Raw genomic sequence first — 15664 nt, 5'->3', positions numbered from 1 at the left:
ACACTGATGTGAGAGAGGCACTGATGTACCCAGGTCTGCACGCCCGCGCCACACCGGACAAGCCGGCAGTCATCCTCGCTGAGACCGGCGAGGTCGTGACCTACCGGCAACTCGATGACAATTCCGCCGCCCTGGCCAGGGTGCTGCACGATGCCGGCCTGCGGCCCGGCGATGTGGTGGCGGTGCTGTCCGACAACGGCGCGTCGGTGTTCGACGTGTACTGGGCGGCGCACCGGTCCGGCCTCTACATCACCGCGGTCAACCATCACCTGACCGCCGCCGAGGCGTCCTACATCATCAACGACTCCGGCGCTCGCGCCCTGGTCGTGTCGGCGGCGCTGGCCGAGCTCGCCGTCGACGTGGCCGGACGGCTCGAGTCCACCGCGGCGCTACTGGCCTTCGGCGGGGATGTTCCGGGTTTCACCTGCTATGAGGATGCGCTGGCCTCCGCGGGACGACCGCTGACGGAGCAGCCCTGCGGTGCGGTCATGCTCTACTCCTCGGGCACGACCGGTTTTCCCAAGGGTGTCAAACCACCGCTGCCGCAACGCAATGTCGACGAACCCGGCGACCCGATCGCCGTCATCGCCGGCAAGCTCTACGGGCTGGGGCCGACCGACGTCTATCTCTCGCCGGCGCCGATCTATCACGCGGCACCGCTTCGGTGGTGCGGGATGATCCAGGCGCTCGGCGGCACCGTCGTGCTGATGAAGAGGTTCGATGCCGAGGCGACCCTTAAATACATCGAGCAGTACCGGGTGACAGCGGCCCAGATGGTGCCGACGATGTTCGTCCGCCTGCTCAAACTCGATGACGACGTCTGCGACCGTTACGACCTGTCGAGTCTGCGGGTCCTCATTCACGCCGCCGCGCCCTGCCCGGTGGAGGTGAAGCAGGCGATGATCGAATGGGTCGGGCCGGTGCTCTACGAGTACTACAGCTCCACGGAGGCGCACGGCATGACGTTCATCGACTCCACCGACTGGCTCAGCCACCCGGGCTCGGTGGGTCGCAGTGTCCTGGGCGTGCTGCATATCTGCGACGACGACGGCAACGAGTTGCCGACCGGCGAGATCGGCACCGTCTACTTCGAGCGGGACCTGCTGCCGTTCGAATACCACAACGATCCGGAGAAGACCGCCGAGGCGCGGCATCCCGTGCACCCGACCTGGACGACTGTGGGTGACCTCGGCTACGCCGATGCCGACGGGTACCTCTACCTGGCCGACCGCAAGTCGTTCATGATCATCTCCGGCGGGGTCAACATCTACCCTCAGGAGGTGGAGAACGCCATGATCCTGCACCCCGCCGTCCAGGACGTCGCGGTGATCGGCGTGCCGAACCAGGAGATGGGCGAGGAGGTCAAAGCCGTCGTGCAACTCGTGCCGGGGCAGGCCGGATCGGACTCTCTGGCAACCGAACTCATCGACTATGTCCGCGACCGGATCGCCCACTTCAAGGCTCCGCGCTCGGTGGACTTCGTCGAGGAACTGCCCCGCACCCCCACCGGGAAACTCGTGAAGAACAAGCTCAAGGAACAGTTCCGGACCGGGGCGGCCCAGTGAGCGAACCGGTGGAGCCCGCAGACGCCGCGCCCGGACCAGCGGCGCGGCGCCTCGGGATGGTCACCGCCCTCGGTTTCGTGGCCGCCCTGGCCGTGCTGTGCGGATGGCTGGGGTGGCGGGCCGGTGAGGATCGCCGGGATGACCAGATGCGGGCGCAGATAGTCCAGGTGGCCAGACAGGGCGCGGTTAATCTCACGACGATCGACTACGAGCACGCCGAGAGCGACGTGCAACGCATCATCGACTCGACGACCGGTGCGTTCCGCGACGATTTCCAATCGAGATCCGCGCCCTTCGTCGACGTCGTGAAGAAGGCGAAGTCCAAGTCGGTCGGCACGGTCACCGAGGCCGGACTGGAGTCACTCAGCGGTCAACAGGGCACCGTCCTGGTGTCGGTCACCGTCAACACGACCAGTGACGGCAAGCCCGAGGAGCAACCCCGGTACTGGCGGATGCGGATGACCGTCGATCATCGGGCTGACGGGGCCAAGGTGTCGAACGTGGACTTCGTGCCGTGAGTGCCGAGGACCTTCTCGAATCGGCGGAGCCGACCGTTGTCGCCGGGTCTGCGAGCGCCGGCGAGCGTCGGCGGAGACTGGTCTTCGTCGGCCTTCCGGTTCTCGCCCTGGCCCTTGGCGGCTTGGCGGGGTTCCTCGGTTGGCAGAACGCATCCCACCGCGCGGCGGGCATCGCCGCCGCGGAGTCTGTGACAGCGGCCCGGGAAGCCGCGACGGCCATGCTCAGCTATCGCACCGAGAGCGTCGAGCAGGACCTCAACGCCGCTCGGGACCGCCTCACCGGGTCATTCCTGGATGAGTACACCAAGCTGGTGAACGACGTCGTCATACCGGGCTCCAAGGAGAAGAAGATCTCCGCGGTCGCACAGGTGCCGGCCGCGGCGTCGGTGTCTGCCGGACCGGACCATGCCGTGGCTCTGGTCTTCGTCGATCAGAAGGTCACCATAGGCGCGGACGCGCCCACCGACACCGCCTCCAGCGTGCGGGTGACACTGGACAGAATCGGTGGGCGCTGGCTGGTGTCCGGCTTCGAACCGGTGTAGCCGGTCGGTCCTACTGCTCGGGCTTGCAGGCCCGGATCACGGCCGCATGCGAACATCCCGCGGGGTGACCCGAGATGATGTAGGGATCCCAGAAGCCCGGATCCGGGCCGGGTGGCGCTGAGAGGTTCTCGATTGTAAGTCCGGTGAGTCCCGCGGCTTCCACAGCGGCCGACCAGGAATGGACGTCGTGGAAATAGTCCTCGACCGTCAGTTCGCCCCCGGGGGTGACGAACGTGGTCCGGATCTTCGTGAACGCGGGAACCACGCCCGTGTGGCCGTCCGGCAGGACGAATCTCTTGATGACCCCGTACTGGTCGCAGCGGGGAAAGGGCGCAAGGTCGAGCGCGGGGTGAGCGTCGATGACGATCAGTCGACCCCCCGGATTCAGGAACGCCGCGGCCGCCCGCAGCATCGCGTCGAGTTCGTCCTGGGTCGCGGCATGGCTGGTCACGAACCCCATCACGGCCACATCGAAGCTGCCGAGCAGATCCGCAACGGCGTCCGCACCTGCGGCCCAGTCGCCGTCTCCCGCACCGAGCGCAACGAGATCGCCGAAGTAGAACCGGCAGTCCTCCGAGCCCGCCGCCGCTCGGGCGAGCGCCAGTTGGTCACGGCTGCGGTCGACGCCGACGGTGATCGCCGCTTCCGGCATTGATGCGATCTGGCGGGTCCGTGTGCCGGGTCCGCAGCCCAGATCCACGATCCGCAACCCTGAGCGTCCCGAGACCGCCTGCTCCACTGCCGCCATCGCGTTCCAGTCGTCGGCTACGGAGGTCGAGGCGGGCATGGCGCGGAATGCGGCGTATATGTCAGCCGCCGCGACGGTGTATCCCGCGGCGTCTTCGACGATCTCGTTGGTCATGGACCGAGTACCCGTGTCACTTCAGAAACACCTCCACCGTCTCGGCGAACTTCTGATGCTGCTGGAACAGGAAGGCGTGGCCGCCGTCGAAGAACGCCAGCCAGGAGAACGGGATCTGGCCGGCGATGATCACCGAGTTCACCGGCTTGTCGATGATGTCGTAACGCCCGTCGGTCAGCAGCACCGGATTCTTGATGTTCTTCAGCTCGTTGAAGTTCGACTCGTCGGCATCCCACAGCGTGGTGCGGGCCCGGTCCTGGCGCAGCGTGGTCTCCTTGGACACGGCGAAATCGTCGGGCGCTGTTCCTTTCTTGCCGGCCTCCAGGATGCGGGAGTAAACCTCCTCGGCCTCACGCTCTTCGCCGGGACCTGACGGGAACAGCAGGGCGAGTTTCTGGTCGTCGGAAATGCCGGGATCGTTGAGCTTGTCCTCCACCGCCTTGTCGGCGGGAACACCCCGGCTGCCGCCCGGGTTGGCGGCGGCCAGCACGGCCTTGTCGACCACGTCGGGGTGGCGGATCAGCAACTGCTGGCCGATCCGGGCACCCATCGACCAGCCGAGGATGTCGGTCTTGCCCAGGCCGAGAGCCTTGATCAGTCCGGCCGCGTCGTCGGCCATCTGCGGGATGGTGGTGTTGTCGGCCGCAGTGTCGCTGGAGAGTCCCACGCCCCGGTTGTCGAAGACGATCAGCCGGCGTTGTTTGGACAGTTCCTCGATGAGCAGCGGGTCCCACAGGCTCATGGTCGAGATGAAGCCGTTGATCATCAGCAGCGGCTTGCCCTCGCCCCTGGTGTAGTAGGCCAGTTTCACGTCGCCGACCTGGGCGTACTTGACCTCGGCCTTGAACGTCGCCGGAGCGGGTGACCCCGAACACGCGGCGCAGAGCCAGACCGCGACCAGGGTGAGGAAGCTGCGTTTGAGCGGGACGAGTCTCATGAGTACGGATCCTTGTCAGCCTTGATCGGGATTGGCCCGATTCTGTCTGATTCTGCTGATCTCTTCCTGCAGAGGCTGGACAACCTCGCCTTTGAAGTCCTTGGTGAGTTCCTGGGTGCTCGAATGAGGCAGGCTTATCTCCACGTCGAGCCATACTTTGAACCCCTCGGCACCGGCCTTGTCGCAAAACGCGTAGTCCTCGCCGACGAATTGGCCCTCCCGGATGGTGAAGTCGAAAACGTTGGGCACCTGTGTCAGGGCGGAGTTGGCGACGTACCTCTGGGCCTTCTGGGCAAGGGTCTCAATCACGTGGCGGCGGATCAACATGAAGCCCGTGCCGAAACGGTGCACCCGCATCAACGAGCCGTCGAATTCAAGCTCACCATTGTCGTCGAGATAGGGGTAGAAGACGAGTTTCTCGTCATCCGAACGGCCGGGGTAGTAGCCGGCCGTGATGTCCTTGTCCCCGCCTTGGGCCACCAGGCGCAGAATGTCCTCGGGTGCGGCACAGATGTCGGAATCGATGAAAAGCAATTCGGTGCAGTCGGTCTTGAGGAACTGGTCGACCAGGATGTTCCGCGCCAGCGTGATGATGGAGCATCCGGAGATCTGGCTGAGTTTGACCGAGACGCCGTGGTTCACAGCCATGGGCATGAGGGCGGCCAGCGAGAAAGCGAGCTTGACGCTCAGTCGCCCGTCGTAGGTGGGGATCGCGATGAACAGCCGGCGGCCGTCGAGGCTTACCTGTCTGTCGTCGGCCATGAACTCACTCACCGGTCGCGCGAAGGCCCTGGTCGAAGCGAGTGCACCACGGAGCGACATGCAGTGTCAAGGCGGGGCCGAACGGCACATCCGGCCTCCGCGAGGGGCGGCGGCGACGCCGCGTCCGTGGAATGATTCCTGAATCGCGCGAGCCAGGGAAGGTGTTCGTGAGTTCGTTCGAGGTCACCGAAGCCGGAGTCGGGGAACTTCGCCGGGCGCTGGAGGACGGCCGGGTCACCAGCGTGCGACTGGTCGAGGCCTACCTGAGCCGGATCGAGGCCTACGACCGCGGCGGTCCGCGGCTGAACTCGGTGATCGTCGACAACCCCGCTGCCCTCGCCGAGGCGGCCGCCGCGGACCGCCGCCGCGCGCGCGGCGACCTGCTGGGCCCGCTGGACGGCATCCCCTACACCGCCAAGGACAGTTACCTGGCCAAGGGCCTGACCGCCGCGGCGGGGTCGCACGCGTTCGAGAACCTGGTGGCCTACCGGGACGCGTTCGCCATCGAAAGGCTCCGCAGCGGCGGTGCGATCCTCCTCGGGCTGACGAACATGCCGCCGATGGCCAATGGCGGTATGCAGCGTGGGCTGTACGGCCGCGCGGAAAGTCCCTACCAGGAGGCGTATTTGACCTCCGCTTTCGGATCGGGCTCGTCGAACGGATCCGGAACCGCGACCGCGGCGAGCTTCGCGGCCTTCGGGCTGGGGGAGGAGACCTGGTCCAGTGGCAGGGCGCCGGCGACCAACAACGCACTGTGCGCCTACACCCCGTCCCGCGGCGTGATTTCGGTGCGCGGCAACTGGCCGCTGGTGCCCACCATGGACGTCGTCGTCCCGCACACCCGCAGCATGACCGATATGTTCGAGGTGCTCGACGTGCTCGTCGCCGACGATCCGGAGTCGCGCGGGGACCTGTGGCGATCCCAGCCGTGGGTGAAGATTCCGCGGGCATCGTCGGTGCGACCGCGCTCATATCTCGACCTGCTGCCCGCCGATTCCGCCGCGGCCGGGCAGGTGTTGGCCGGCAGGCGATTCGGTGTCCCGCGCATGTACGTCAACGCCGATCCCAAAGCCGGAGTCGGGCAGGGTCTGGGTATCGGCGGATCGACGGGCCGGCCCATTCAGACCCGGCCGTCCGTGATCGAGTTGTTCCGCGCCGCGGGATCAGACCTGATCGCCGCGGGCGCCGACGTCGAGCTCGTCGACTTCCCGGTGGTCTCCAACTACGAGCATGACCGGCCCGGAACCCCGTCGATCAGAACCCGCGGACTGGTCAGCCCGGAGTTCCTCGACCGCGAGATCATGGACCTGTCCGCCTGGTCCTGGGACGACTTCCTGCGCGCCAACGCAGACCCGCAACTGCCCAGTCTGGATCGGGTCGAGGGAAGTCTGATCTGGGTGAATCCTCCTGGCGCGCTGCCGGACCGGGTGCAGGGCTTCGGCGAGGGCAGCGACGACATCAACGTCTACCCCGACTTCATCCGCGAGCACCCCATCGGATCCTTCCGGGACATCCCGCACATGGAGGAGGGACTGCGCGGGCTGGAGCGGACCCGCCGGGTGGACCTCGAGGAGTGGATGCGCCGCCGGGGCCTGGACGCGGTGATCTTCCCCACCGTCGCCGACGTCGGGCCGGCCGACATGGACGTCAACCCCGCCTCGGCGGACCTCGGCTGGCGCAACGGGGTGTGGGTGGCCAACGGCAATCTGGTCCCGCGGCATCTGGGCATACCCACAGTGACCGTTCCGATGGGCACCATGGCCGACATCGGCATGCCCGTCGGGCTCACCTTCGCCGGGCGCGCCTATGACGACACCGCGCTGCTGACCCTCGCGGCGGCGTTCGAGGCCACCGGCGCGCGACGAACCGCGCCGCCACGCACACCACCCTTATGAGGTCATCGATGAACGGTTACCGGATGCCGGCCGAAACCCATCCGCAGGAACGGATCTGGATGGCGTTCCCGTGCAGCGGCTACACCCTGGGCGACACCGAGGAAGCCCGCCGCGAAGCCCGTGCCACCTGGGCGGCGGTGGCCCACGCCATCGCGGACTTCGAACCCGTCACCATGATCGTGCATCCGGGCGAACGCGCCATCGCCGACCGCTACCTCTCCTCGTCCATCGACATCGTCGAGGCGCCGCTCAACGACGCCTGGATGCGCGACATCGGACCGACGTTCGTTCATGCCGCCGACGGCTCGGTGGCCGCGGTGGACTGGGTGTTCAACGGGTGGGGCGCCCAGGACTGGGCGCAGTGGGACCTCGACTCGGCCATCGGCCGGGTGGTGGCAGAGACCGCGGGCACGCCGATCGTCGACTCGCCACTGGTGAACGAGGGCGGCGGTATCCACGTCGACGGCGAGGGGACCGTTCTGCTCACCGACACGGTCCAACTCGACCCCGGCCGCAACCCGGGTCTGACCCGGGCCGGCGTCGAGAAGGAGTTGGCCCGCACCATCGGGGTAACCCACGCCGTATGGTTGCCGCGCGGCCTGACCCGGGATTTCGAGCGCTTCGGCACCCGCGGACACGTCGACATCGTCGCCGCCATCACCTCGCCGGGACGGGTGCTGCTGCACACCCAGACCGACGACTCCCATCCGGACTTCGCGGTGTGCCGGGAGATCCGGGCCGCACTGGAGGCCACGCACGACGCGGCGGGCCGCGAGTGGGAGATCACCGAGATGCCCGCGCCGAAGACGCTGACCGACGACGAGGGGTTCGTGGACTACAGCTACATCAACCACCTGGTGGTCAACGGCGGAGTGATCGCCTGCGGCTTCGACGACCCCAATGACACTGTCGCGGCGGCGATTCTGGCCGAACAGTACCCCGGTCGCAGGGTCGTGACCGTCGATGCCCGCCCGCTGTTCGAGCGCGGCGGCGGAGTGCACTGCATCACCCAGCAGCAGCCCCTGCCGCTCGGTTAAGCGATTACGGAGGAGCAGCCATGCGGTGGCCATCTCTTGATCGACGCGGGTTCCTGATCTACGGCGCAGGTGCTGCGGCGGCGGCCGGACTCGGCGGGTGTTCCCGTCCCGGCGACGGCGGGGCCGAGACCGTGCGGCCAACGGCCGCGCCGGCTGCGCAGCCGCCCCCGGACGGGCGGCCGCCCCGCCGTCTGAGCTACACCTTCCCCCGGCAGGCCGAGCCACTCGCTGAGCGCCTCCGGGACGCCGGTATCGAAATCGTCTACGGGCCGAACTCCGTTCCGGCCCCCGCGGGGATCAGTCCCGCGGCCCGCGAAGGCTGGGCCGCGCTTCCGCAGATGCCGCTGCCCGCCGGCGAACCGGCCAAGCTCGCCGCAGTCCGCGAGTTCAGCGCCGCCACCGAGGACGCCGAGTATGCCAAGTGGTCGGCCACCCATGCGATGGGGGACCGCACCGTCAATGGGATCACCACCCTGTGGGTGACGCCGCGCGACCTCGTGAACCCCGACAAACTCATGGTGTTCGTCCACGGCGGAGCCTGGATCATCAACTCCCGCAGGACCCAGCTCGCGCTGCAGTGCGCGGTGGCCGACACCCTGGGAGTGCGGGTGGTTTCACTCGAGTACCGGCTTGCACCCGAACATCCCTACCCCGCGGGACTCGACGACATCGTGGCGGCCTACTCCGGACTGGCCGAGCAGTTCCGGCCGGGCGATATCGGGATGTACGGCATCTCGGCCGGCGGCGGTCTCACCCTGGCCGCGCTGCTGCGTCTTAAGGCGAGCGGCGGCCCCCTGCCGGGGGCTGCCGCGGCGCTGTGCCCGGGAGCCGACATGACCCACAGCGGCTATCTGTTCGGGGCGGTGGGCCTCAACGACCCGGTCCTGTCGCCGTACGACATCGACGTCTCGATGCGGGCCTACGTCGACAACGCCGATCCCGAAGATCCCCTGGTGTCACCGGTTTTCGGCGACTACACCGGATCTCCGCCGCTGTTCCTGATGGCGACCACCGCCGAGATCATCGGCTCGGACGCCGTCCGGGTGGCCCAGAGGGCCCGTGTGCAGGGCGTGGACACGACGCTGAGCGTCAGCGACGGAATGTGGCACGTCCCGATAGCCGACGGCTCCGGGATTCCCGAACTGCAGGGCGCCTACGACCAGATGATCGGCTTCTTCCGCCGGCACCTGCGGATCTAGGTGGACGCCGTGCTGCCGGCCATCGGGGTCGTGGCCTGCAGCACGGCCTCGGTCAGCGCCAGCGTGCGCAGGTGTCCGATCGCCTGGTAGTCGGGGTCGGCCACCATGCGGCAGAACGCCTCCCTGCTGGGGTAGCGGATCAGCAGCACCGCGTCCCACTCCTGGCCCGGTTCAGCGGCAAGGACCGTGGAACCCGTTCCTGCGTAGACGGTTTCGACGCCGTAGCGCTCCGGGAAGACCTCCAGGAATCGTCGCATGTACTCGTCGTAGCTCTCCCGCCCGCCGTCGGCGAACCGCAGCAGATTCAGCATCACCACCGGGGTTCCGGAATCCTCGTCGAGGAAGCGCTTGAGATCGGCTCCGGTCGGATTGACGGCCATGGGCTGTCGGTCTCAATGTCCGTCGCCCATATTGACCGAGAGCGGCCGGCGGAACATCTGGGTGATCCACAACAGCACGGCGATCCCGATGCAGAACCAGATGATGCCGTACCGGGTCGACTCGGCCGAGAGATGCAACCACATCACCACCGTCAGCATGACGCCGATACCGGGCAGGATGACGTTGCGCAGGATCTGCTTCGGGGTGTGGATCTCCCGGCGCCGGTAGGCGAAGTAGATGATCACCGTCAGGTTGACGGAGGTGAAGGCGATCAGGGCGCCGAAGTTGATCAGGGAGGCCACGAAGTCGAGGTTGAACTCGATCGCCAGTAGCGAGACCAGGCCCACGAAAAGGATCGCATAGGCCGGGGTCTGGAAGCTCGGGTGCAGGAAGCCGAAGAACCGGGCGATCGGACCCTGGCCGTTTCGCCCCATCACGTAAAGCAGCCGGGACACCGAGGCATGCGAGGCCAGACTCGACGCCGTGGTGGCCGCGAATGCGGCCGAGGTGAGAAGGATCTTGAACAGGTGACCGCCGACGTTGTAGGCGATCTCGGGCAGCGCGCTGTTCTCCAGTGACTCCTCGCTGAAACCGGAGACGTCCGGGAACAGCGACTGGGTGAACCAGGCGGCGACGAAGAAGATGGCACCGCCGATCGCCAGTGACAGCAGGATCGCTCTCGGCACGATCGAGGCGTCCTTGGCCTCCTCGGTGTACATGGTGATCGCGTCGAAACCGATGAAGGAGAAGGCCACGATCGTCGCGCCGGTGAGCACAAGCTTGGGGTCGACACCCTCATGCCACAGCGGCTTGGTAGAGAAGATGGTCCCGTTGCCCATGCCGTCCATCAGCGACTTACCGGCCAGGATCAGGAACACCCCGATCAGCACGATCTCGAAGACCACCAGCACCATGTTCACCCGCGAGGTGTTGGTCATGCTGAACAGGCACAGTGCGGTGACCGCCGCGACGTAGATCCCGACCCAGATCCACGGTGGCACCTCCGGAAAGAACGAGTACATGTAGCTGCGGATGATCAGCGCGTTGACCAGTGGCAGCAGCAGGTAGTCCAGCAGCGCTGCCCAGCCGACCAGGAACCCGACATTGGGGTTGATGGTTGCCGAGGTGTAGGTGTAAGCCGAACCGGCGGACGGAAAGATCACGGTCATGCGGCCGTAGCTGACCGCGGTGAACAACATGACGATCAGCGCCAGCAGGTAGGCGGCCGGGACGACGTTCCTGGTCTCGGTGGAGACGATTCCGAAGGTGTCGAAAATGACGGTCGGCGTCATGTAGCCCAGGCCCAGCCCCACGATCGACCACAGGCCGAGCGTGCGGGCCAGATGGGTTGTCCCCGCCGACCCCGGGGCAACCTCGGTCATCGCCGTCCGGCCATTGTCAAAACCTCCCAGTGCGTACCCTGTGGCTTACCACAATGATGCTGTCTCCAAGGCCATTTGGCGGGCACCGATCAGGCGCTTTGAGTCGGCTGTCGGGCGCCGGTCCAGCGTGTAGCGTGACCAGCCATGCGGTATGTCGTCGGTTACGGACCTCGTCAGCGCGGTATTCACGGGATCAACCTCGCCGCAACCCTGGCCCACTCGTCAGGGGCGACGCTCGATCTCGTCTCGGTGCTGCCCAGTGCCGCGCCCACATTCCACATGTACTCACCCGACCACGCCTATAACGCCGAAGTCGAGGAGCAGGGCCGGGAGTGGCTTGCCGACGGGCTGGCCCGCGTTCCCGAGGGCGTGCACGCCGAAAGCCATCTGCGCCATGCCGAGTCGATCACCCAGGGGATGCTGGACGCGGCCAGTGATCCCGACCGCGGAGAAGCGGACATGATCGTCGTCGGCACCCACCACCGGGTGCGCGCCGGGAAGTTCCGGCTCGGAAGTCTGGCCGACGCCCTGCTGCACGCGTCGCCGGTGCCGGTGGCCCTGGCCCCAGCGAGCTACCAGTACCACCCGGGTGTCAGCCGGATCACCTGCGCGACGGGGATGCAGCCGGGCGCCGAGCATCTGCTGCGTACCGCGATCCGGCTGGCAGGCGACTGGAAGGTTCCGTTGCGGCTGATGTCGCTGGTGGCCGTCGGCGGTGAGGGGTCGGACGAACAGCACCGGGAATGGACCGCGCTGGCCGAACAGCACGCCGCGACGCTGGTGGCAACGGCGACCGCCGCGCTACCGGCCGATTGCCCGGTGACCAGCGTTGTCGGCCACGGCAAGTCACTGAAGAAGGCCGTGCAGGGTCTGGACTTCGCCGACAGCGAGGTGGTGGTGATCGGCTCCAGCCGGCTGGCCCATCCGAGGCGGCTTTTCGTCGGCAACTCGGCGAGCAAGATCATGCGGGCGCTGCCAGTGCCGATCATCGTGTTCCCGCGGGACTGACACCGGCGGTCCACGCGCGCAACCTGCGGTGACGGATCTGCCGGGCAGCCCGGCGAAAGACGGACCCGGCGTCGTGTCGGCCCGTATCCTCGGCACATGGGCTCGAAACCGGAATTCAGAAACCGCACGATGGAGCAGCGCCGTCAGGCGGTGGCAAACCTCTATGACTTCCTCGTCAAGGGCGGTATGGCCGACACCACCCGGATGCCCTCGGAGGTGATCGAGGTGACCGGCCAGGGGATGCACGAGTGCGTCCTGCACCGCTACACCCCGACCAACGGAACGGCGAACGGCGATCCGATCCTGTTCGTGCCGCCGCTGGGGTCGCAGGCGGCGTGTTTCGATCTGCGGCGCGGATGTTCACTCGCCGAGCACTTCGTGGCGGCGGGGCGCCCGACCTACCTGGTGGACTACGGCGAGATGAGCCTGTCCGACCGCGATCTGGGGATCGAGTTCTGGGTCTCCGACGTGATACCGGCCGCGATCAAGAAGGTCTCCGAGGACGCCGGCGGGAAGCCGGTGCATCTGGTGGGGTGGTGTCTGGGCGGGGTGATCTCGATCCTGACCGCCGCCGCGTACCAGGATCTGCCGATCAAATCGGTGGTCATGGTCGCCAGCCCGTTCGACGTGAGCAAGAATCCGATGGTCGCCCCCGTGCGTTCGATCGGCAAGTACACCGGCGGCCGCATCTTCGGCACCACCTTGAAAGTGCTCGGCGGACTGCCCTCCCAGATCGTCGGGCCGGCATTCAAGGCGACGTCGCTGTCCACCTACCTCAAGAAGCCGGTCACCCTGGTCAAATATCGTGACGACCGGGACTTCCTTGCCCAGATCGAAGCGGTCGACGGTCTGATGAACAGCATGCTCGCCTATCCGGGACGGGCTACGTTGCAGGTCTACCAGAGGCTCGTGCAGCGCAACGAACTGGCGACCGGCAAGGTCCAGGGGCCGAACAAGACGGTCGACCTGGCCGACGTGCGGGTTCCGGTGATGAACGTCGCCGGCAAGAGCGACGTGCTGGTGCCCGTCGCAGTCGCCCTGCACGTCGGCGAATTGCTGCCCAACTCACCGGAGGTCCGGCTGGAGACCGCTCCGGGTGGGCATCTGGGGGTCTTGACCGGTCGCTCGGCCCCGGCCACGACCTGGGTGATGATCGACGATTTCCTCGACAAGCAATCGGCGTGAACACGTGGACCTGTCGATCGTCGTCCCCGCCTACAACGAGGAGCGGCGGCTCACGCCGACCCTCCAGGGCTGGGCGTCCTGGATGGACGGATTCGACGGGTCGGTCGAGCTGGTGGTATCCGACGACGGCAGCCGCGACGGCACCGCCGATCTGGTGGACGCCGCCTCGGCCCGTGACCCGCGCATCCGGCTGAACCGGTTGCCGCAGAACCGCGGCAAGGGTGCGGCCGTCCGCTCCGGCATGCTCGCCGCGGTGGGTGACTACCGGTTCTACATGGACGCCGATATGAACATCGCTCCGACCCACGTCGAGCCCGCCCTGGCCATGCTGCGGGGGGGCGTGGCCGACATGGTCACCGGCAAGCGCAGCCTGACCGCCTATGCCGAGACCGAGCGCAGTTTCTCCCGGCTCGCTGCCGGCGCCGCAGTGCAGGCCACCCGGCGCGGACTGCTGCTGCCGGTGATCAGGGACACCCAGGCCGGATTCAAGGGTTTCACCGCGCTGTGGGCCGAGCGGGTCTTCCGGAAGGCGACCGTCGACGGGTTCGCCTTCGACATCGAGGTGCTCTACCTGGCCAGGCGTTTGGGTGCCCGGATCGTCGAGATGCCGGTCGAGGTCGAGTTCCGCGACGAGTCGACCTTCGACGTCTCCCGCCACCTCAAGCCGTTCCTCGGCGACATCTGGCGGGTCCGCAAGAACGCCTGGCGCGGCCGCTATTCCTGAGGCTCTGCCCTAGCATCGCTAGCTATGGACACCAATCGGTCATGGCCGCCGCCGGCGGGCCCGCCCCCGCCGGGTTACGGACGGCGGATCCCACGCTCCGGGCGGTCATGGTTGCCCGCCGCCATCATCGGGTCGGCGATCGTGATCGCCGCGGGTCTGGTGGCGGGCGCTCTGATCCTCAACGGCAAGAAAGACGCCACGGCCGACGGCACGACCTGCCAGGCCTGGACCGAGACGCGGCAGACCCTGCAGGCCATTCCCGCCCTTCCCGGCGACTGGACCTGGCAGACGCCGAACATCGACACCTACATCCGGCTGCAGAACGCCCCGGTGGGAACCGCCCTGGACCTTTTCGAACCCAAGATCGCCGCCGAACCGGCCGACGTGGCCCAGGCGGCCCGGGATTACGTGGCGGTGCGGCGCAAGCAGATGCAGGCGCTTCGTGACCGCTCCTACACCGCGCCGGTCGGCGCGGAGGTCGACGCCGCGCTGGAACACCTCGATCAGTTGTGCGGGACCAGCACCGGCGCCCGGCCGGTCTGAATCGCGGCCAGGTCAGCCTTGCTGTCAGCTTCCCGTGTATGCGGTGCCGATGCTCTGTGAAAAATGTTGCAGCGCAGTCTGATTGAAGCGCGGCACGCCTGATCACTCGGGGCACCTCCGATCGCCGCAGCGACGGGAACGCCCAATATGAACATCACCGCCTCCGGCGGGGACGGCACCGCCGTCGACCACGACGGCACCCAGGGCAGCTTCACCGACTCGGTGCAGGGTGCTGCCGACAGCGACGGCGACCAGGACGCGCGCGACCTGACCCCGTCCGAGATCGCGACGGACGGGATGTTGAAATCCCCGAACAACGATGACGAAGTAGGGGCGCATCGGGCCTGACCCGACCACGTACCCTCTGGGATTACCCGCTGATTCCGGAGGACAGATGTCTGCACCCACCCGCCGTGCCCTGCTCGCCACCGCCGCGGTGGCCGGACTGGGAGCCGCTCTCTCCGCCGGCTGTGCCAAGGCGGGGCAGGCGGTCCACGGCGACCACGGAATCGACGAGGACATTGCGAACCTGACACCCGATCAGGCGCTGGCCAAGCTCACCGAGGGCAACGCCCGGTTCGTGGCGATGACCGAGGTCGAACCCAACCTCAGCACGATGCGCCTGATGGCGGTAGCCAAAGGCCAGCGGCCGTTCGTCGGTGTCCTGGGCTGCGTCGATTCCCGGGTGCCCCCGGAACTGGTGTTCGACAGGGGGCTCGGCGACGTCTTCGACACGCGCATCGCCGGTGCGATCGCCGACGACGCCGCGATCGGCTCGCTGGAATTCGGAGTCGACGAATTCGAGGTGCCGCTGGTGGTGGTGCTCGGCCACTCCCGCTGCGGCGCTGTCACCGCGGCGGTCACGACGAGCCGGGGCGGGCCGCGGCCACCGGGCAGGATCGGGGCGGTCGTCGATCCGATCATTCCGGCGGTCAAGGCGGTTCAGGGGCAGGGTATCGCCGCTGACGCCCTGGTCAACGCGTCGGCCAGGGAAGTGGTCCGTCGCAGTGTGGCGGCGCTGCGCGACAGCCCGGTGCTAACGGAGCGACTCGAGTCTGGACGGCTGAAAGTCGTTGGGGCGTTTTACGATCTGGACACCGGCAAGGTCGAGTTCGTCGACTGAG

The 15664-nt window shown here is 67.3% G+C and carries 17 protein-coding genes; 12 read left to right on the top strand and 5 right to left on the bottom strand.

Features of this window, described 5'->3' with window-relative positions; all coding sequences use genetic code 11:
* The first annotated feature begins 23 nt into the window (after window positions 1-23).
* Genes ACKOQ4_RS04165 through ACKOQ4_RS04155 form a run of 3 tightly spaced genes read left to right on the top strand, consistent with a single transcriptional unit; the run spans window position 24 to window position 2625 of the window.
* The gene (locus ACKOQ4_RS04165) at window positions 24-1565 is read left to right on the top strand and encodes an AMP-binding protein (protein WP_526289145.1); all 1542 of its coding nucleotides are present in this window, start codon (window positions 24-26) and stop codon (window positions 1563-1565) included.
* On the top strand, window positions 1562-2083 hold the full coding sequence (locus tag ACKOQ4_RS04160; protein ID WP_526289121.1) for an Rv1363c family protein: 522 nt from the start codon (window positions 1562-1564) through the stop codon (window positions 2081-2083). The genes ACKOQ4_RS04165 and ACKOQ4_RS04160 overlap by 4 nt, the downstream gene beginning before the upstream one ends.
* On the top strand, window positions 2080-2625 hold the full coding sequence (locus ACKOQ4_RS04155) for an Rv1363c family protein (protein ID WP_526289119.1): 546 nt from the start codon (window positions 2080-2082) through the stop codon (window positions 2623-2625). The genes ACKOQ4_RS04160 and ACKOQ4_RS04155 overlap by 4 nt, the downstream gene beginning before the upstream one ends.
* A gap of 10 nt (window positions 2626-2635) precedes the next feature.
* Here ACKOQ4_RS04155 and ACKOQ4_RS04150 read toward each other — a convergent pair whose 3' ends face one another.
* Genes ACKOQ4_RS04150 through ACKOQ4_RS04140 form a run of 3 tightly spaced genes read right to left on the bottom strand, consistent with a single transcriptional unit; the run spans window position 2636 to window position 5198 of the window.
* On the bottom strand, window positions 2636-3487 hold the full coding sequence (locus ACKOQ4_RS04150; RefSeq protein ID WP_526289117.1) for a class I SAM-dependent methyltransferase: 852 nt from the start codon (window positions 3485-3487) through the stop codon (window positions 2636-2638).
* A 16-nt stretch (window positions 3488-3503) separates the two neighbouring features.
* Entirely contained in the window at window positions 3504-4424 is a 921-nt protein-coding gene (locus ACKOQ4_RS04145) for an alpha/beta fold hydrolase (protein ID WP_526289115.1), read from the bottom strand.
* A 15-nt stretch (window positions 4425-4439) separates the two neighbouring features.
* Complete coding sequence (locus tag ACKOQ4_RS04140; protein WP_526289113.1) at window positions 4440-5198, bottom strand: glycosyltransferase family protein; 759 nt, start codon at window positions 5196-5198, stop codon at window positions 4440-4442.
* Between the two features lie 119 nt (window positions 5199-5317).
* Between ACKOQ4_RS04140 and ACKOQ4_RS04135 the strand changes: the two genes are divergently transcribed.
* Genes ACKOQ4_RS04135 through ACKOQ4_RS04125 form a run of 3 tightly spaced genes read left to right on the top strand, consistent with a single transcriptional unit; the run spans window position 5318 to window position 9317 of the window.
* Complete coding sequence (locus ACKOQ4_RS04135; protein ID WP_526289111.1) at window positions 5318-7081, top strand: amidase; 1764 nt, start codon at window positions 5318-5320, stop codon at window positions 7079-7081.
* 8 nt (window positions 7082-7089) lie between these two features.
* Window positions 7090-8118 carry an agmatine deiminase family protein gene (locus ACKOQ4_RS04130; RefSeq protein ID WP_526289109.1) on the top strand — a complete coding sequence of 343 codons (1029 nt, stop codon included), beginning with the start codon at window positions 7090-7092 and terminating at the stop codon, window positions 8116-8118.
* Window positions 8119-8138: 20 nt separating this feature from the next.
* Window positions 8139-9317, top strand: a complete 1179-nt coding sequence (locus ACKOQ4_RS04125; protein WP_526289107.1) for an alpha/beta hydrolase — start codon at window positions 8139-8141, stop codon at window positions 9315-9317.
* Here the strand turns inward: ACKOQ4_RS04125 and ACKOQ4_RS04120 are convergent.
* Complete coding sequence (locus ACKOQ4_RS04120; protein WP_526289105.1) at window positions 9314-9697, bottom strand: DUF1330 domain-containing protein; 384 nt, start codon at window positions 9695-9697, stop codon at window positions 9314-9316. The genes ACKOQ4_RS04125 and ACKOQ4_RS04120 overlap by 4 nt on opposite strands.
* A 12-nt stretch (window positions 9698-9709) precedes the next feature.
* Window positions 9710-11080 (bottom strand): amino acid permease, encoded by a 1371-nt coding sequence (locus tag ACKOQ4_RS04115; protein WP_526289103.1) that lies wholly within the window; start codon window positions 11078-11080, stop codon window positions 9710-9712.
* A gap of 144 nt (window positions 11081-11224) precedes the next feature.
* Here ACKOQ4_RS04115 and ACKOQ4_RS04110 point away from each other — a divergent pair, with 144 nt between their 5' ends.
* The 6 genes from ACKOQ4_RS04110 (at window position 11225) to ACKOQ4_RS04085 (ending at window position 15663) form a co-directional block, all read left to right on the top strand.
* Window positions 11225-12088, top strand: coding sequence for a universal stress protein (locus tag ACKOQ4_RS04110; RefSeq protein WP_526289101.1), 864 nt, complete (start codon window positions 11225-11227; stop codon window positions 12086-12088).
* Between the two features lie 96 nt (window positions 12089-12184).
* Window positions 12185-13273, top strand: coding sequence for an alpha/beta fold hydrolase (locus tag ACKOQ4_RS04105; RefSeq protein ID WP_526289099.1), 1089 nt, complete (start codon window positions 12185-12187; stop codon window positions 13271-13273).
* A gap of 4 nt (window positions 13274-13277) precedes the next feature.
* Window positions 13278-13997, top strand: coding sequence for a glycosyltransferase (locus ACKOQ4_RS04100; RefSeq protein WP_526289097.1), 720 nt, complete (start codon window positions 13278-13280; stop codon window positions 13995-13997).
* Between the two features lie 24 nt (window positions 13998-14021).
* Entirely contained in the window at window positions 14022-14540 is a 519-nt protein-coding gene (locus ACKOQ4_RS04095) for a hypothetical protein (RefSeq protein ID WP_526289095.1), read from the top strand.
* Window positions 14541-14687: 147 nt separating this feature from the next.
* Entirely contained in the window at window positions 14688-14888 is a 201-nt protein-coding gene (locus ACKOQ4_RS04090; protein WP_526289093.1) for a hypothetical protein, read from the top strand.
* A gap of 46 nt (window positions 14889-14934) precedes the next feature.
* Window positions 14935-15663, top strand: coding sequence for a carbonic anhydrase (locus ACKOQ4_RS04085; RefSeq protein ID WP_526289090.1), 729 nt, complete (start codon window positions 14935-14937; stop codon window positions 15661-15663).
* Window position 15664 lies beyond the last annotated feature (1 nt).

The sequence above is a fragment of the Mycobacterium sp. genome (assembly GCF_046095365.1).
In the GTDB taxonomy this organism is placed as follows: Bacteria; Actinomycetota; Actinomycetes; order Mycobacteriales; family Mycobacteriaceae; genus Mycobacterium.
This window is presented reverse-complemented; position numbering and strand designations above follow the sequence as displayed.